At 45.8% G+C, this 17251-nt stretch carries 21 protein-coding genes and 2 pseudogenes; 15 read left to right on the top strand and 8 right to left on the bottom strand.

From position 1 onward, the window contains the following. Nucleotides 1-5: 5 nt before the first annotated feature. Nucleotides 6-686: a queuosine precursor transporter gene (locus NYE50_RS12270; protein WP_012117815.1), complete on the bottom strand. Its 681-nt coding sequence runs from the start codon at nt 684-686 to the stop codon at nt 6-8. Nucleotides 687-767: 81 nt separating this feature from the next. On the opposite strand from NYE50_RS12270, the gene NYE50_RS12265 reads away from it, so the two are divergent. Both NYE50_RS12265 and NYE50_RS12260 read left to right on the top strand, forming a co-directional pair. Then, nucleotides 768-1439, top strand: a complete 672-nt coding sequence (locus NYE50_RS12265) for a ribonuclease H family protein (protein ID WP_014418166.1) — start codon at nt 768-770, stop codon at nt 1437-1439. A 2-nt stretch (nt 1440-1441) separates the two neighbouring features. Continuing rightward, nucleotides 1442-1624 (top strand): zinc-finger domain-containing protein, encoded by a 183-nt coding sequence (locus NYE50_RS12260; RefSeq protein ID WP_003153581.1) that lies wholly within the window; start codon nt 1442-1444, stop codon nt 1622-1624. Between the two features lie 26 nt (nt 1625-1650). On the opposite strand, the gene NYE50_RS12255 is transcribed toward NYE50_RS12260, so the two are convergent. Beyond that, nucleotides 1651-1908, bottom strand: coding sequence for a DUF2564 family protein (locus NYE50_RS12255; RefSeq protein WP_014418165.1), 258 nt, complete (start codon nt 1906-1908; stop codon nt 1651-1653). Nucleotides 1909-2068: 160 nt separating this feature from the next. On the opposite strand from NYE50_RS12255, the gene NYE50_RS12250 reads away from it, so the two are divergent. Then, nucleotides 2069-2251, top strand: coding sequence for a hypothetical protein (locus tag NYE50_RS12250; protein WP_138092506.1), 183 nt, complete (start codon nt 2069-2071; stop codon nt 2249-2251). Between the two features lie 51 nt (nt 2252-2302). Here the strand turns inward: NYE50_RS12250 and cspD are convergent, their stop codons facing one another. The 4 genes and pseudogenes from cspD to metA form a co-directional block, all read right to left on the bottom strand. Next, on the bottom strand, nt 2303-2503 hold the full coding sequence (gene cspD / locus NYE50_RS12245) for a cold-shock protein CspD (RefSeq protein WP_003153604.1): 201 nt from the start codon (nt 2501-2503) through the stop codon (nt 2303-2305). Nucleotides 2504-2518: 15 nt separating this feature from the next. After that, a pseudogene (locus NYE50_RS12240) lies at nt 2519-2630 on the bottom strand (hypothetical protein); the annotation flags it as partial. Between the two features lie 94 nt (nt 2631-2724). Further along, complete coding sequence (locus NYE50_RS12235; RefSeq protein WP_022553174.1) at nt 2725-3867, bottom strand: diglucosyl diacylglycerol synthase; 1143 nt, start codon at nt 3865-3867, stop codon at nt 2725-2727. A 224-nt stretch (nt 3868-4091) separates the two neighbouring features. Beyond that, nucleotides 4092-4997 carry a homoserine O-acetyltransferase MetA gene (metA, locus tag NYE50_RS12230; protein WP_003153608.1) on the bottom strand — a complete coding sequence of 302 codons (906 nt, stop codon included), beginning with the start codon at nt 4995-4997 and terminating at the stop codon, nt 4092-4094. 283 nt (nt 4998-5280) lie between these two features. Between metA and NYE50_RS12225 the strand changes: the two genes are divergently transcribed. The 10 genes and pseudogenes from NYE50_RS12225 (at nt 5281) to NYE50_RS12180 (ending at nt 13732) form a co-directional block, all read left to right on the top strand. Next, entirely contained in the window at nt 5281-5763 is a 483-nt protein-coding gene (locus NYE50_RS12225; protein ID WP_007409521.1) for a glutathione peroxidase, read from the top strand. An 11-nt stretch (nt 5764-5774) separates the two neighbouring features. Next, a pseudogene (locus NYE50_RS12220) lies at nt 5775-6383 on the top strand (HD domain-containing protein). Nucleotides 6384-6451: 68 nt separating this feature from the next. Continuing rightward, nucleotides 6452-7585, top strand: a complete 1134-nt coding sequence (locus NYE50_RS12215) for a conserved virulence factor C family protein (protein ID WP_022553176.1) — start codon at nt 6452-6454, stop codon at nt 7583-7585. 252 nt (nt 7586-7837) lie between these two features. Next, complete coding sequence (ilvD, locus tag NYE50_RS12210; protein WP_007409524.1) at nt 7838-9514, top strand: dihydroxy-acid dehydratase; 1677 nt, start codon at nt 7838-7840, stop codon at nt 9512-9514. Between the two features lie 81 nt (nt 9515-9595). Continuing rightward, complete coding sequence (locus tag NYE50_RS12205; protein ID WP_003153619.1) at nt 9596-10030, top strand: BrxA/BrxB family bacilliredoxin; 435 nt, start codon at nt 9596-9598, stop codon at nt 10028-10030. Between the two features lie 39 nt (nt 10031-10069). Continuing rightward, nucleotides 10070-10840 carry a class I SAM-dependent methyltransferase gene (locus tag NYE50_RS12200; RefSeq protein ID WP_159354288.1) on the top strand — a complete coding sequence of 257 codons (771 nt, stop codon included), beginning with the start codon at nt 10070-10072 and terminating at the stop codon, nt 10838-10840. Between the two features lie 262 nt (nt 10841-11102). Beyond that, the gene (locus NYE50_RS12195) at nt 11103-11711 is read left to right on the top strand and encodes a YpjP family protein (RefSeq protein WP_007409526.1); all 609 of its coding nucleotides are present in this window, start codon (nt 11103-11105) and stop codon (nt 11709-11711) included. A 99-nt stretch (nt 11712-11810) separates the two neighbouring features. Beyond that, nucleotides 11811-12605, top strand: coding sequence for a thymidylate synthase (locus NYE50_RS12190; RefSeq protein ID WP_003153622.1), 795 nt, complete (start codon nt 11811-11813; stop codon nt 12603-12605). After that, nucleotides 12602-13087 carry a dihydrofolate reductase gene (locus tag NYE50_RS12185; protein ID WP_012117807.1) on the top strand — a complete coding sequence of 162 codons (486 nt, stop codon included), beginning with the start codon at nt 12602-12604 and terminating at the stop codon, nt 13085-13087. The genes NYE50_RS12190 and NYE50_RS12185 overlap by 4 nt, the downstream gene beginning before the upstream one ends. A 21-nt stretch (nt 13088-13108) precedes the next feature. Then, nucleotides 13109-13732: a lysophospholipid acyltransferase family protein gene (locus NYE50_RS12180; protein ID WP_021494209.1), complete on the top strand. Its 624-nt coding sequence runs from the start codon at nt 13109-13111 to the stop codon at nt 13730-13732. A gap of 41 nt (nt 13733-13773) precedes the next feature. Here NYE50_RS12180 and trhA read toward each other — a convergent pair whose 3' ends face one another. Further along, on the bottom strand, nt 13774-14412 hold the full coding sequence (gene trhA, locus NYE50_RS12175) for a PAQR family membrane homeostasis protein TrhA (protein WP_007409529.1): 639 nt from the start codon (nt 14410-14412) through the stop codon (nt 13774-13776). Between the two features lie 16 nt (nt 14413-14428). Next, the gene (locus NYE50_RS12170; RefSeq protein ID WP_061862300.1) at nt 14429-15421 is read right to left on the bottom strand and encodes a sigma-54-dependent transcriptional regulator; all 993 of its coding nucleotides are present in this window, start codon (nt 15419-15421) and stop codon (nt 14429-14431) included. A gap of 184 nt (nt 15422-15605) precedes the next feature. Between NYE50_RS12170 and ilvA the strand changes: the two genes are divergently transcribed. Both ilvA and NYE50_RS12160 read left to right on the top strand, forming a co-directional pair. Beyond that, nucleotides 15606-16874 (top strand): threonine ammonia-lyase IlvA, encoded by a 1269-nt coding sequence (ilvA, locus tag NYE50_RS12165; RefSeq protein ID WP_007612085.1) that lies wholly within the window; start codon nt 15606-15608, stop codon nt 16872-16874. Nucleotides 16875-16966: 92 nt separating this feature from the next. After that, the gene (locus NYE50_RS12160; protein ID WP_007409532.1) at nt 16967-17218 is read left to right on the top strand and encodes a DUF2535 family protein; all 252 of its coding nucleotides are present in this window, start codon (nt 16967-16969) and stop codon (nt 17216-17218) included. The last annotated feature ends 33 nt before the right edge of the window (nt 17219-17251 follow it).

Genomic DNA, 17251 nt, shown 5'->3' with positions numbered 1-17251 from the left:
ATCCGTCACTCTCCATTCGGCGTCATTCGTTTTGCCGCATACGCATAAGGGACAGAAATGAGTGATACCGCAAATTTAATCAGGTAAGTTGAAATGAAGATGCTGAACCATACTCCCGCGGAATAAACGCCGATAAAGGCCACGGCAGTGAAGATAAATGTATCCAGCAGCTGGCTGAGCGCCGTGCTTCCGCTGTTTCTGAGCCAGAGAAGCCTGTCTGAAGGAAAGATTCTCCGAATGGCTGAATATACATAAACATCTATCGTTTGGCTGAAAATAAAAGCCAAGAGGCTTCCGAGCGCAACACGCGGCAGAAAACCGAAAATCGTCTCAAGGGCCGGCTGTGCGATATCTGACGCAGCCGGTTTATATAAAAGAGCCCCCTGCATGGCGCATGTCAAAGCGAGCAGAGTGGAAAACCCGAGCCAGACGGCTTTGCGCGCTTCCCTGGGACCGTATTTTTCATTCAGCACATCCGTTGCGAAGAAAACGGTGCCGTACATGATATTTCCCAGTGTCGCCGTAAGTCCGAACAGCTCGACTGTTTTGACAACCTGCAAGTTGGCGCACACCGTGGCGAAACCGATCCATACGAATAGGCCCGTTTTGCCAAATCCTTTATAAAACAGAAGAACAATGATAAAATGAATGACCGCAAATAAGATCCATAACACATCGTTAAACAAAACCTGCTGACTTCCTTTCAATTTGAGAATGGTTTGATTATAGCACACGCCCGTCAACTAATGAATGGTAAGGTGATTTCAATGAATCTTAAGCCGTATATCGAAATAGAAGCAAAAGGAACAGGCCCTGTCGCGTTTTTTTCCGAAGATTGGCTGACCGTTCCGAAAGCGCGCATGCTTGCAAGAGAAGTCAGCCGCTTTCCTTATATAAAAGACATTTATTTTGAGGATGAAAAAGGCGCGAGCTGGACGCTTAAAGAATTAGAAAAGCTTACTGAAGAGCTTGCGCACGAACCTGACGACATTACAGTGTATTTCGACGGCGGCTTTGACAAAACAAGCGGACGCGCCGGACTCGGAATTGTCGTGTATTATTCTCTCGGCGGCAAGCGGCACCGCATACGGAAAAACAAAAGCTTAACGCTTCAGACGAACAATGAGGCGGAATATGCCGCTTTGTACGAAGCGCTTAAGGAAGTGCAGGAACTTGGCGCAAGCAGAAATTCAATCACAATAAGAGGGGATTCCCTCGTCGTTTTACATCAGCTTGACGGCAGCTGGCCGTGTTATGATGAAACGCAAAACGAATGGCTGGATAAAATTGAAGCGCTGCTCGAATCCTTAAAGCTGACACCGACATATGAAGCCGTAAACAGAAAGGAAAATCAAGAAGCGGATGACCTTGCCAGAAAAATTCTCTCGGACCGGCAGATTGAAAGCCGCATAACATTAGAAGGTAACGGAGATGACTGATATTGGATAAAAAAAGCATTTATAAAGAATTGACAGAGCTTCAGGATGAATATTGCAAAGACTGTTTCGTAAAAAAGCATTTCCGCAAAGAGTTTGGAAAAACGCACGCTCATTCTTTCTGCATCAACCAATGCACGGTGGGGGAGAAGCTGAAGGCCTACGGCAAGGTGCTGACAAATCAATAAAAAATAAAACCGCAGCTTCTGCGGTTTTATTTTTCGAATTCATCGAGCTGATGCTGGCAATCGTCGAGAAGCATTCGCTGCTTTTGCAGAAAATCCTGGTCGAGAGCCTGCAGTTCACTGGATTGTGACATCGTTCTGGCATCCTGAATCGCCTGGTGCGCAGATTCCACCAAAGTTGAATTTTGGCCCCGGGTAGCCGCTCCCGTTGTTTTCTGGGCCGTTTCCACCGCTAATTCAAGCTGGCGTTTATCCGTCAGTCCGTTTGGAAAAAATTCAGAGTCCATTAAAAAACACCTCCGCAAATAGTTTGGAGATTTTTTTTGAAATATGTACGGAAAATAGAAAAAAATATAGAAAATAAGCCGATATAACTATTGAACCTGATTAATTAGGGCTAATTTACTATTATTCGGGGTATCTTGGGAGAGAAGGGAAAAACCAGCCGTGAATGATAAAGATTTAAAAACAATCCTTCAGCAGACATTTAAAGAAATATACGGTGATTTGGGAAGTTTAGCGGAAATGGCAAAAAAAGGAATTCCGTCAATGGAGAAACAAATTGAAGAAATCGAGCAGCGCTGCAAGCAGAATCTTGTCGCCATTGAGATTCAGACGGCAATCAAATAGGAGAGGCATACGCCTCTCCTCTATTTGTCATCTGATCAACATGTATTGAGTTTAGAGTTTTACAACATTAGAAGCTTGAGGTCCACGATTACCTTCGACAATTTCAAAAGAAACTTCTTGTCCTTCTTCTAATGATTTGTATCCTTCTCCTTCGATAGCAGTGAAGTGAACAAATACGTCGTCTCCGCCTTCAACTTCGATGAAGCCGAATCCTTTTTCGTTGTTGAACCATTTTACTTTACCGTTTTGCATATTGCTTAATTCCTCCTAGTACTGTAGCACCTTCGTGCTAAAAAAAATTTTGTCATCATCCAACCGTACGTATGTAAACGTTGTTAAATGATGGTTCAACTATACACCATATGGGAGCGGGCGTCAAGCGGCAGCTCCCTATTTTTTATCTTTATTTTTCCAGTAACAAAGCTTAACCGGAAAAAAACAAAAAGCACACGAATCGTTCGTGTGCTTTTCTTTTACGATAATGCCATATCCGCCTTCCCGGCCATCATTTCAGATTCTTTTATAATGTCCTGCAAAATGACTTCAGAAGAGTTGGGGAGGTGAAGGCTTTTAATATTGTCCTTCATCCGGTTCAGCTTCTCCTCATCCGCAAGAAGGGAGGTGACAGACTCTAAAATTTCTTCGTGGCGGTTGACCACGACAGCCGCACCGCGATCTTCAAAGAAAATGGCGTTTTCTTTTTCCTGTCCGGGAACCGGTTTGTACAAAATAACGGGTACTCCGATCGCCGTCGCTTCCGTCAGTGTGATGCCGCCCGGTTTCGTGATCATGCAGTCCGTAATACGGAACAGCTCGTCAATTCTTTCTACATAGCCCAGCACTTTCAGCCGGTCGGCATTGTCACCTTCCAAGCTGCTGAGGGATTCTTTCAGCGAGCTGTTTTTGCCGCATACCACCACAACCTGCACCTGATCGTCATGAACGAGATTTTCGCACAGTTCTTTTACGTTTTTCAGCACACCATGCGCTCCCGCCATAATAAGAAGAACTTTTTTGTCGGGAGAGAGATTGTATTTTTTGTAAATCGCCTCTTTCGGCATCGATTCCTCGAATTGAGGCCTGATGGGAATGCCCGTAATCTTTACGTTGTTCGGGTGAGTGCCGATTTCAATCAGTTTTTCCTTCACGTAATCTGTGGCGACATAATATTTATCAACATTTTCATGAACCCAGATTTTGTGAAGGCAGAAATCGGTCATAACGTTGAACGTCGGGATCACTTTTCCGGTTCTCCGTCTGTATTCCGGTACGACAATCATCGGAAATGTATTGATAATAATGTCCGGCTTATGCTCTTCGACGAGCTGGCCTAAACGTTTATTTCCCATTTTAAAATAAATATTGAATTTGCGTTTATTATAGATTTTGTCAACTCCGTAATAAAACAAACGATAAAACTGTTTTCCGATTGAGAAGCTTTTTAAATAAAGGTATTGAGTAACCTCTGAAACAATCGGATTTGACTCTTGATACAAATTGGAAACCGTCACATCTAAGCCGAGACGCAGACATTGTTCGTAGAGCGTTTTGGCCACTTGAACATGCCCGTTTCCGTAATTTGCAGTCAAAATTAATACTTTTTTATTGGTATTCAAGTAAATTCACCTCAATGTAATCAACAACAAGCAAGCTTCATGCATCGTAAGGAGTTATTGTCTATAGATAAACATAACACAAGTGCATCATTTTATAATAAGCGCGGCAACATATTTAAACTAAATTTAATTGATATGTTCCATTATTTTAAAGTTTTGTTATACGCATACTGAATCAAGAGTATTTTATCATATTTTTGTCACCGTATCACTCAAAACAAAAATTAATCCCATTCATACGGGGTTTCCTGATATACGTAATAATTCAGCCAATTCATAAACAATAACGTTGCATGAGCTTTCCAGCGGTTAACAGGTTCTTTCCCGCCGGGCGCAAAATAGTGCTTAGGAGCTTCTACGTTTGAAAGATTTCTCTCTATGTCTCTCTCATACTCCTGAAGCAGCGTATCGGTATCATATTCCGGATGACCGGTTAAGAAAATCTGTTTTTCGTCTTTTGAAACGATTAAACAGACCCCCGCTTCCTCTGAAACGCTGAGCACATCCAGATCCGAAGCCGATTGCAGCTGCTCCGTATTAATATCTGTATGCCGTGAGTGGGGCACATAGTATAGCTCGTCAAATCCTCTTACCAATCTCTCATGTTTTTTAAGAACGGTATGCTCAAACACACCGAAGATTTTTTTCGGCAGCTCCACTTTCTCAATGCCGTAATGATAGTATAAACCGGCTTGAGCGCCCCAGCAGATATGGAGTGTTGAAGTGACGTTCGTTTTGCTCCATTCCATGATTTCCTTCAATTCTTCCCAGTAAGAAACATCTTCAAACGGCAGGTGCTCAATCGGAGCCCCGGTAATAATCATTCCGTCAAACCGTTTGTGGCGGATGCTGGAAAAATCCGTATAAAATTCATCCAGATGCTGCCTTGCCGTATTTTTTGGAGTATGTGTGCTCGGAATTAAGAACGTAAAGTGAACTTGTAAAGGTGAATTCCCAAGCATCCTGAGGAGCTGGGTTTCCGTTTGGATTTTTTTCGGCATCAGATTTAAAATCACGATCTTCTGCGGCCGGATATCCTGATGAAAAGCCCGGCTTTCATCCATTACAAAGATGTGTTCACTTTCAAGCACCTGCTTAGCGGGCAGGTGATTTGGTATATTAATAGGCAACATGCCACCTCCGTTATTCCCCGTTAATTTTCTTCATTATAGAAATTTTTAAGCCATTTTTCAATCCATCCCGGCGTAATAAACCGTATTTAACGCATAATGACAGGGATAAAAGCGGCAAATGGGCATAAATTCGGAGCGGCTCTTTATTATGACGGGTAAAGAGCCGTTTGGTTCCTCGAAAAAAACGTTTTCCGTTAAGTGGAAGGAAAAAGCGGTTACCGTTTGTTTTGCAGTGTAAAACAGATAAAATAAATGAAGAATGTAAAAAGGAGGGCCGCAGATGACAATTTACGATATAAACGTACGGACCATAACAGGCGAAGACATGACGCTATCGGCTTACAGAGGCAAGGTGATGATCATTGTGAATACAGCAAGCAAATGCGGGTTCACATCCCAGCTCAAGCAGCTTCAGGAGCTCTATGATACATATCGGGAGGAAGGTCTTGAAATATTAGGATTTCCCTGCAACCAATTCATGAACCAAGAACCTGGAAACGAAGCGGAAATTCAAGAGTTCTGTGTGAAAAACTACGGAGTCACATTCCCGATGTTTGCGAAAGTTGATGTCAATGGAGCAGACGCTCATCCTCTCTTCACATATCTGACGGAGCAGGCGAAGGGGATGCTCGGCACAAAAGCGGTCAAATGGAATTTCACTAAGTTTATCGTGGACCGAAACGGTGAAGTCACCGGGCGTTTTTCACCGAACGTCAACCCAAAAGAGCTTGAAGATACGGTGCAGAGGCTTTTGGCCCGATAAGAGGTGATACGGTGAACGAAAAAGAGCAGCTGGAAAGCGTCAGGAATTGGGTCAGAGAAAAGCTTATCAATGAACGAACGGGCCATGACTGGCTTCATATTTCCCGGGTCGCAACACTTTCTGTTTATATGGAAAAAGAAGAAGGCGCCGACTTATTTATCACTGAGACGGCCGCGCTGGTTCATGATCTGATTGACGCCAAGCTCGAAAAAAGCGAAAGGCTGACGGCAGGCGAAGTGACAGAACGGCTGGCTGCTTTCAACATCGCGGATGGCCCCATTCAGGAGATTACGGATATTATCACGAGAATGTCATTCAGACACAGGGAACTGCTGTAAAAGCGGCCGCTTTCATTGGAGGGGAAAGTTGTTCAGGATGCAGACATGCTTGATGCGATCGGCGCAGCGGGCATCGGCAGGGCTTTTATGTTTGCCGGGGCGAAGGGTCATCCGATGTACGGAACTCAAACAAGTGTGCTGGCCCATATAGAGGATAAATTAATCAAGCTTAAAGGCTTAATGAATACAAAAACGGGGGCCGGTTTAGCAGAGGAGCGGCATCAATTTCTTTTACAGTTCGCCGCCCGTATCCAAAAAGAGGCCGGCATTTGCAAAAGCTAAGCGGCGCAATAGAACGCTTGTGCCGACTATGTTAGAATAAGTGTCAGATTGCGCATAGGAGGACCAATATGAAGATTAAATCAATAGAACCGACGCCGAGTCCGAACACGATGAAAGTGATTTTGACTGAAGAGCTTCCGGCAGGGAAAAGCAACAATTACAAGCCCGATCAGGCAGATGATGCTCCGGCTGTCGTACGTGATATTTTAAACATTGAAGGAGTAAAGGGCGTTTATCACGTTGCCGATTTCCTGGCTGTGGAGAGAAACGCCCGTTTTGACTGGAAGGAAATTCTGCCTCAGGTCCGTTCCGCTTTCGGAATGGAACATACGGAGCAGCCTGAGAGCCGTTCTGAACAGGAATCGTTCGGTGAAGTGAAGGTTTTCGTACAAATGTTCAGCGGAATCCCGATGCAGGTCAAATTGACGGACGGCGAACGTGAAGAACGCTTCGGCCTTCCGGAACGTTTCCAAGAAGCCATTTTAAAGCTGCGTTCCGAAGCTTCAAATGTCGTATTTGAGCGGGCTTGGAAAGAACAAGGCGTGCGCTTCGGAGATTTTACCGAAATCGGACATGATGTCACAGAAGAGCTTCAGGCCGCCTACAGTGATGAACGGCTCAAACGTCTGACAGAAGCAGCCGCACAGCAAAAGGGTGAGGCCAAACCGGCAGTGCAGCGGAAAGCTTATAAAGTGACATTGGAGATGCTCGATGATGAAGACTGGAAACAGCGCTATGCCCATCTTGAGCAAATGGATCCGGATGAAGACGATTTACCAGTATTGGAAAAGGCGCTGCATGATCCGAAGACTTCGATCAGAAGACAAGCCGTCGTTTATTTGGGAATGATCGAAAAGCCGTCTGTGCTTCCGCTGTTATACAAAGCGCTTGAAGACAAAACGGTGACGGTCAGAAGGACGGCGGGTGACTGTCTGTCGGATCTCGGCGATGCGAGCGCCATCCCGGCCATGATGAAATCGCTCAGTGACTCAAGCAAGCTTGTGCGCTGGCGCGCGGCCATGTTTTTATATGAAGTCGGCGATGAAAGCGCGCTGGAAGCATTAAAAGCGGCGGAAGACGATCCGGAATTCGAAGTCAGCCTGCAAGTCAAAATGGCGATTGAACGGATTGAGCACGGAGAAGAGGCGAAAGGTTCAGTCTGGAAACAGATGACTGAAAGCAGAAAAAAAGAACAGTTATAACAAAAAGGTGCGCCATGCACCTTTTTTATTTGAATTCACTTTTTATAAAAGTTATTTAGAATATTGTTGAAAAATGATTCAAAACTCTATATAGTAAGTACAATATTAATTGTTGGAGGGTTTTTATCGAAATACAGAAAGAATAGAAAAGCGAGACAGGGCAAAGATACTGTAAAATTTGCAGAACGCGCCCTAGAATAAACTGAAAATTTTAAAAATAATGCACAGTCTAAAAACAGTAGGGGGATCACCATGGCAGAATTACGCAGCAACATGATCACACAGGGAATTGACAGAGCGCCGCACCGCAGCCTTCTTCGCGCTGCCGGCGTAAAAGAAGAAGACTTCGGCAAGCCGTTTATCGCGGTCTGTAATTCATACATCGATATCGTTCCCGGGCATGTTCACCTGCAGGAATTTGGAAAAATCGTAAAAGAAGCAATCAGGGAAGCGGGCGGTGTGCCTTTTGAATTTAACACGATCGGAGTAGATGACGGAATCGCGATGGGGCATATCGGCATGAGATATTCGCTGCCGAGCCGCGAAATCATTGCCGATTCAGTTGAAACGGTCGTCTCGGCGCACTGGTTTGACGGAATGGTCTGCATTCCGAACTGCGACAAAATTACGCCGGGAATGCTGATGGCGGCTATGCGGATTAATATTCCGACCATTTTTGTCAGCGGGGGGCCGATGGCAGCCGGCCGTACAAGCGACGGCCGCAAAATTTCGCTTTCTTCAGTATTTGAAGGCGTCGGCGCATATCAAGCCGGGAAAATCGGTGAAAGCGACCTGCAGGAGCTGGAACAGTTCGGCTGCCCGACATGCGGATCTTGTTCGGGCATGTTTACGGCAAACTCCATGAACTGTCTGTCTGAAGCGCTCGGTCTGGCGCTTCCGGGCAACGGAACAATTCTAGCAACTTCACCGGAGAGAAGAGAGTTTGTGAGAAAATCAGCGGCCCAATTGATGGAGACCATCAAAAAAGACATTAAGCCGCGCGATATCGTCACCGAAAAAGCGATTGACAACGCGTTTGCGTTAGACATGGCTCTCGGCGGCTCAACCAACACGGTGCTTCATACGCTTGCGCTTGCCAATGAAGCTGGGGTTGAGTACTCTTTAGAACGCATTAACGAAGTGGCTGAACGAGTGCCTCACTTATCGAAATTGGCGCCGGCCTCGGACGTCTTCATTGAAGATCTGCACGAAGCGGGCGGAGTCTCGGCGGCCCTTAATGAATTGGCGAAAAAAGAAGGGGCGCTTCATCTTGACGCGCTGACTGTAACAGGCCGCACACTCGGAGAAACAATTGCGGGTCATGAAGTAAAGGATTATGACGTGATTCATCCGCTTGACAATCCGTTTACCGAAAAAGGCGGTTTGGCCGTCCTGTTTGGGAATCTGGCTCCGGACGGCGCCATTATCAAAACAGGCGGTGTACAGGACGGGATTACAAGACATGAAGGTCCCGCTGTCGTCTTTGATTCCCAGGATGCCGCGCTTGAAGGCATTATAAACCGCAAAGTAAAAGAAGGAGATGTTGTCATTATCCGTTATGAAGGGCCAAAGGGCGGCCCGGGCATGCCGGAGATGCTTGCTCCGACGTCTCAGATTGTCGGAATGGGGCTTGGCCCGAAAGTGGCGCTTATTACAGACGGCCGTTTTTCAGGAGCGTCCCGGGGCCTTTCAATCGGGCACGTATCGCCTGAAGCGGCTGAAGGCGGCCCGCTCGCATTCGTAGAAAACGGCGACCATGTCATCGTTGACATAGAAAAACGGATTTTGGACGTACAAGTGCCTGAAGAAGAATGGGAAAAACGCAAGGCCGAATGGAAAGGCTTCGAGCCGAAAGTAAAAACAGGATATCTGGCCCGGTATTCCAAACTCGTAACAAGCGCCAATACAGGCGGAATCATGAAAATATAAAACAGAGGCCTGAACAATTGAATTCCGGCCCCCTCTATAGTATCCTTGACTTCATATAAGGATTTTAGAGGGGGCTTTTTTATGTCAATGGCTTATGAAGAATATATGCGCCAGCTGGTCGTGCCGATGCGCCGTGAGCTGACGGGTGCGGGTTTTCAGGAATTAACGACTGCTGAAGAAGTAGAAAGTTTTATGGAACAGGCAGAGGGCACGACATTGGTCGTTGTCAACTCCGTGTGCGGCTGTGCAGCCGGTCTTGCCCGTCCGGCTGCGACTCAGGCTGTTTTACAGCATGAAAAAGCGCCTGATCATACGGTTACCGTATTTGCCGGTCAAGATAAAGACGCAACTGCAAAAATGCGTGAATATTTTACGGGGCAGGAACCTTCCTCGCCATCAATGGCGCTGTTAAAAGGGAAAGAGGTCGTTCATTTTATTCCCCGCCACGAAATCGAAGGGCATGACATGGAGGAGATTATGAAAAATCTGACGGATGCCTTCGATGCGCACTGCTGAAATGCCCGATTTCCGGGCATTTTCTTTTTGGAGAAAAAAATGATCACAACGAGTTACAGACCAAGCGAATATACGATACACACAGCGCAGTCACTCAGTGTCAGGCTGGGTGACACTTACTGCAGCCGCAATAAACAGCCCATTGAAAAAATGCTGGAACGAGCGGCTGGCGATCTTTTAGTCATCGGAAAGGAACGGTTCGAACTTTACACGAAGCAAGGGGAGAAGTTCTTTTTTCACCCGAATACAGCGATGTTCCGTGCAAAGCGGTTTTTGAGAGGGGAAGCCGAGCCGTTGTTAAAAGCAGCCGGATTACGCGAGGGGGATTCCTTTTTAGATTGTACGCTCGGCCTGGCATCTGATGCGATTTTGGCAAGCCTGGCAGTCGGAAAAAGCGGACAAGTTATCGGCCTGGAGAAAAACAAGCTTGTCTCATTGCTTGTTGAAACAGGACTTCAAACGTGGGAAACCGGAATGGAGCAGCTCCAAACCGCCATGAAACGCATTCAGGTCAAACATGCCGACTGCGCCGATTATTTGCGGGAGCTTCCTGATTCATCGGTAGATGTCATTTATTTTGACCCGATGTTTCACGAACCTGTTGAAACGTCAGACGGCATTGCACCGCTCCGCGCGCTGGCAGAAGAGGGTTTTAACGAAGAGTGCATCACGCAAGCCGTCCGGGCGGCGAAAAAATCCGTAGTGCTTAAAGACCATTGGAAAAGCCCGCGGTTTGAACGATACGGCTTCAAGGTGCTGAAAAGAAAGACGGCGCTTTTCCACTTCGGTGTCATCCATGTAAGCTCATGATATCATGGGCTTCTTTTTCGTTAATCAGTGATTTCCATAACGACAAAATAAAGCAGCGTGAGAAGTGATACAGTCGCAAATAAAGCGTTAATCATCTCATCCCCTCCTTTTTCTCCTTCTTATTGTAAGCGGTTTATCCGCTCGGTCACAGTTACCAATTTCCCATATTGCATGATAATACGCTGCCGGACATGACGCCGCGCTTTCATCTATGCTAAAATAAAGGAAAAGAGGACAATAAAACAGAGGGGAACAATCTGTCATGAAATTGTGGATGAAAAAGACCCTTGTGGTTCTGTTTACCATTGTAACGTTCGGTCTCGTGTCTCCTCCGGCTGCTTTGATGACAGACAAGCCTTCAGGACAGTCGAGCAGTCTTGAGCAGAATGATTACACCGCTTTTTATGATGAACATGCCCTGCCGGGAGAAGAGAAGGCAGGGCGGGAGCCTGAATTACTGTTTCAATCGTATCAGCAGCAGCTTCTCGGTGATGCTGAAAATCAATCATTTTTAAAATTCGGCAGCAAAATCTCTCCGGTCATTGAAGATGATTACAGAAGTGAAATTCTGCCGAAAATCGAAGATGTGATCACAGGACATTTAGCCAAGTTTCAAGATGATGAAGCGTATCAGGATGTGGTTATTTCCAGTAAACCGTCGGCCGGAAAAACCGAAAAAATTTTTCATGTGTATAACAGGCTGACGGGTGAAGATCTTTTAAGGTTCCACGTCCGCCGGGACCATCCTCCGCAAGACGGCTACTGGTTTAATTTTCATTACCATACCGCTGAAGACGGATTTCAATCACATCATGAGCTCGGCAGCATTTACTGGGACCGCAATACGCCGCCTGACTGGATGAGCGTGTAATAGCGAGAAGAAATAAAAAAATCATTTCTGAGAAATTTTGCAGAAATGATTTTTTATTGTGTTACACTACTAAAAGACTACTTTAAAAGGATGAAAAAAATGAAACAATATAAAGATTTATGCCGTCATGTGTTAGAAAACGGAGAAAAAAAAGGAGACCGTACGGGAACGGGGACGATCAGCACGTTCGGCTACCAAATGCGGTTTAACCTTCAGGAAGGTTTCCCGATGCTTACGACGAAAAAGCTCCATTTTAAATCCATCGCGCATGAGCTGCTTTGGTTTTTAAAAGGAGATACGAATGTCCGCTACCTTCAGGAAAACGGAGTCCGCATCTGGAACGAATGGGCGGATGAAAACGGAGAACTCGGACCGGTTTACGGTTCTCAATGGCGTTCATGGCGCGGAGCGGACGGCGAGACCATTGATCAAATCTCCCGGCTGATTCACGACATCAAGACAAACCCGAATTCCAGACGTTTAATCGTCAGCGCTTGGAATGTCGGCGAAATTGATCATATGGCGCTTCCGCCTTGCCACTGCCTGTTTCAGTTTTATGTCGCGGACGGAAAACTGTCGTGTCAGCTTTATCAGCGCTCAGCGGATGTCTTTCTCGGCGTGCCGTTTAATATTGCGTCTTATGCGCTTTTAACAATGATGATCGCGCATGTGACGGGACTTGAACCGGGTGAGTTTGTTCATACATTCGGAGACGTCCACATTTACCAAAACCATGTGGAGCAGGTGAATTTGCAGCTGACAAGGGATGTCCGTCCGCTGCCGAAACTGCGGTTTGCGCGAAATGTTGATTCTATTTTTGATTTTACGTTTGAAGACTTTATCATTGAGGATTATGACCCGCATCCGCACATCAAAGGAGCTGTCAGCGTATGATTTCGTTTATTTTTGCGATGGATGAAAACCGGCTGATCGGAAAAGATAACGATCTGCCTTGGCACCTTCCCGATGATCTCGCATATTTCAAAAAAGTGACGACGGGTCACACCATTGTAATGGGGCGGAAAACGTTTGAATCAATCGGACGCCCGCTTCCGAACCGGCGTAACATCGTTGTAACCTCACGGGACGAATCTTCATTCCCGGGCTGTATTACCGCCGACTCGGCTGAGGAAGTGCTCAAGCTGATCCCGGCCGATGAAGAATGCTTTGTGATCGGCGGCGCCCAGCTGTACAGTGCGCTCTTTCCTTATGCGGACAGACTTTACATGACAAAAATTCACCATGTCTTTGAAGGAGACCGTTTTTTTCCGGAATTTAATGAAGCTGAATGGGAATTGACATCCCGCAAACAGGGAGTAAAAGATGAAAAAAACCCTTACGATTATGAGTACCTTGTATACGAGAAAAAGAATTGAGTTTAAGCAGGGGGACAAGAATTGATTCGTTACGGCTGCCTTGTGATGTACGTTGTATTTATGTTCATGAAAAATATTCAGGAATATATCAATCAAAAAGAGCTTGACCCGCGGCTTTCTTTTCAAAAACAGATGAGGCTGGTGTATGAGCGGCCGAAAGCCTTTATGAGAGGCTGCATTGACGTGTCGGGATCGGCAATCGGCATTCATCATGATCAGCCGATACCGGACGGCCCCGTATTGTATGTGCATCCCAGATTGCGCCCGGCTGATCTTCTTCTGCTTGCGGGACATCTTGAAGAGCCGGCTGGTTTTATCGCTGGCGAGAAAGCTTTCCGGATGCCGTTTCTCGGAAATTGGCTGCGGCTGATGGGTGTCATTTGTGACGGAGACAGCCGGGACGCAGTGTTTCAGGAGGCGGAAGTCCGTCTGCAAAAAGGGCAAAGTCTGATTCTGTCCGAAGACGGCAAAATCAATCCGGAGGAACTGGCTCTTCGTTTCGATCTCCCGATTGTGCCTGTCAGCACTTCGGGAACAGACCGCTTGCTGCGGGGCAGATTACTGAAACGGCTGAAACCGGCTGACATTGAATTACATATAAAGCCCGCTTATTATCCGGCCGGTCAGAAACGGCTCCGTGCATAAAAAAAGCACAGTCTCTATACGAGAGGCTGTGCTTTTTTATTTCAGATAAAGGGAACTTTGACGCAATAAAACAAAATACAGAAAAACATCGAGGCGCTGCCGCCTAAAACAAAACTGTGCCAAATGGCGTGATGATACGGAACCTTTCTCCAAATATAAAATATTGTGCCGGCGGAATACAATAAGCCGCCGAAAAGAAGAAGGCCGAAACCGGGGCCTGACAGCGAAGCGTACAGCGGTTTAATGGCGACGATGATCAGCCAGCCCATCATTAAATAGACAAGCGTTGAAAAAATGATAAACCGCTTCACGAAAAAGATTTTAAACACGATGCCTCCGATGGCAAGCGACCAAACAATAATTAAAAGGGTCAGACCGAGCGCCCCTTTAAGGGGTCCTAATAAAAATGGCGTATATGTTCCGGCTATTAATACGTATATCGCGGAATGATCCACAATCTCAAGAATGTCTTTCGTTTTTTTATGCTGAATGCTGTGCAAAAGAGTCGAGCTGAGATACAGCAGCAGCATTGAAGCGCCGAAGATTGAAAAGCTGACGATGTCTGTCGGCGAGCCGTATTTCACCGCGAAGATAATGAGAAAAATAAGCGCCGGAATCGACAGCAATACACCGATTCCGTGTGTGACGGCATTTGCGATTTCTTCTTTTATTGTGAACAATCAAATGTCCTCCTTTTTAAAGGATTTGTTTTTGCAGTGACTGCAAAAAGCTCAACCCTTCTAATGTAATTTTTGTTCCTGCGCGTCCTCGGCCTTTTGTCACATAGTTCATCTTTTCTAAGTAATCAAGCCTGTTTCTGACCTGCTGGGGCGATAATGTCATTGTGCTGTTTTCGCTTAATTCGGATATGCTCCGTCTGCTGGCGGGTTCGCCCTTTGTATTTAAGTCTTTAATTGATTCCAAAATAAACAAAAACTCTTCTTTCTCCATCAATGTCAGCCGTTTTTCTTTTTTCTTAGCTGTTTTCGCTTTCTGGCTGTTTTTGATATACGGCGGGACATCATCGGGATAAATCGTGCTGCCGGATGCTGCCGCGGCCATATAGTACGCCGCATTTTGAAGTTCTCTGATGTTGCCGTTAAAGGTGTGCCGCTCAAACAGCGGATAAACGGACGGATCGATATGAACATGCTGCCCCGTGGCTGTCAGCATATGCTGCAGAAGAAGCGGTATATCGCTTTTTCGTTCAGATAAAGCAGGGAGCGGAAGGCATAACACGTGAAGCCTGTAAAATAAATCTTGGCTGAACGTATTTTCCGCGCCGGTATCGCCAAGATCCGCCGTGCTGCTTGCAATGATGCGGGCGGAAAGCCCGGCGTCCAGCTCGGAAAGAAGGCGGGCCTGTACCGAGAGCGGCATGTCTCCGATTTCATATAAGAATAATGTTCCGCGGCGGGCCCTGTTTAATGCGCCTTCAGCGCCGAACAGTTCATACTCGAGCCGCTCTTCGCTTTGGCTGCAGTGAACGGTAATAAATAGTTCGCTGTTTCTGCGGGATTTATGATGGATCGCTCTGGCCATTTGTTTTTTTCCGGTTCCGACTTCACCCGTTATGAAGACCGGCAAATCAGATAAGGCAAATTGCGAGGCCAATCGTTTCGCTTGTGAAAAGGTGTGATGTTCGCCGGCCAGCTGATAAAAAGGATCAGTTTGTTCAATTACACTCATGAATTGGCTCCTTTTGGTTCTAATTGGTTTAAGTATAACACGTTTTTGCGATCGAAAATATCTTTTTCTCTTGTATCGGTTCATTTAATTTTATTTACGAAATTAAAATAATTATCTTATTGTTTGAATATTCATGTTATAATGGCATATTAAATAGGGATTTAAATAAGAAAGGACTCTGTAAATGAAACCGTTGCTTAAAGAAGACTCTCTCATCCAGGTAAAAGACATTTTAAAAGCGCACCAAAACGTAAAGGACGTTGTGATACATACGCCTTTGCAGAGGAATGACAGACTTTCTGAGAGGTATGGCTGCAACATCTATTTGAAAAGAGAAGACCTGCAGGTGGTCAGATCATTTAAGCTCAGAGGGGCTTATAATAAAATGAGGCAGCTCTCAAAAGAGCAGACTGAAAACGGAATTGTATGCGCAAGTGCGGGAAACCATGCGCAGGGGGTTGCGTTTTCATGCAAACACCTCGGCATTCACGGCAAGATTTTTATGCCGTCAACCACACCGAGACAGAAAGTATCCCAAGTGGAATTGTTCGGAAAAGAATTTGTTGAAATCATATTGACGGGTGACACTTTCGATGATGCGTATAAGAGTTCTGCGGAATGCTGTGAAAAAGAAAACCGTACGTTTATTCATCCGTTTGACGATCCCGATGTCATGGCCGGACAGGGAACGGCTGCCATCGAAATTTTAAATGACATTGACGTTGAACCGCATTTTCTTTTTGCAAGCGTAGGGGGAGGAGGACTCCTGTCCGGGCTCGGCACGTACATGAAAAACATCTCGCCGGATACAAAAATCATAGCGGTAGAGCCGAAGGGCGCAGCCTCCTATTTTGAATCGAAAAAAGCCGGACAAGTGGTTGAACTTGAGAAAATTGATAAATTTGTCGATGGGGCGGCCGTAAAAAAAATCGGCGCGGAAACCTTTCAAACGCTCGAAACCGTCGTCGATGACGTTGTGCTTGTCCCGGAAGGAAAAGTGTGCAGCACGATTCTCGAATTATATAATCAATGCGCCATCGTAGCGGAGCCGGCGGGGGCATTGTCCGTGTCAGCACTTGATCTGTACAAGGAAGAGATTAAAGGGAAAAACGTCATCTGCATGGTCAGCGGAGGGAATAACGACATCGGCAGAATGCAGGAGATGAAGGAGCGCTCCATGATTTATGAGGGGCTGCAGCATTATTTTATCGTTAATTTCCCGCAAAGGGCGGGAGCGCTTCGCGAATACCTTGATGAAGTGCTCGGGCCTGATGATGACATCACCCGGTTTGAATATACGAAAAAAAATAACAAAAGCAGCGGCCCCGCATTGGTCGGCATTGAGCTTAAGCATCGGGAAGATTACGGCGCGCTCATTGCCCGGATGAATCAAAAAGGATTTCATTACGTAGAGGTGAATAAAGATCAGGATCTGTTCCACCTGTTAATCTGACTTTTTTTAGAACGGCCGCGCAAAATGACAGACACGCTTTCTTAGATTGTATATAATAAAAAGAAAACAATCGAAAAAGAAGGATTGATATCTTGTTACTCAAAAGCCTAGAGTTCAAACGACAGGACGGGATTCAGGTAAAAGTGACAGAAATACCGGTTGTCACGGAAGGTGAACATTATTTTTTTCAAATTCATCAGCACCTTGAGCTTTATTTGAGAGAAGTTTTTGCTTCACAAAGTGTGAGAACAGTGTATTCATTCCGACAATATGTTAAGCGCCGTATGAAGTGGAAAGATTACGAGGCCGTTTTCAACCAAGAGATTTTAAAACATAACGCTTAACGGTGCATATTCCTTAGCGCCTTCCTTTTGATA

This window comes from Bacillus sp. EU55, from assembly GCF_038005925.1.
Classification (GTDB): Bacteria; Bacillota; Bacilli; order Bacillales; family Bacillaceae; genus Bacillus; species Bacillus velezensis.
This window is presented reverse-complemented; position numbering and strand designations above follow the sequence as displayed.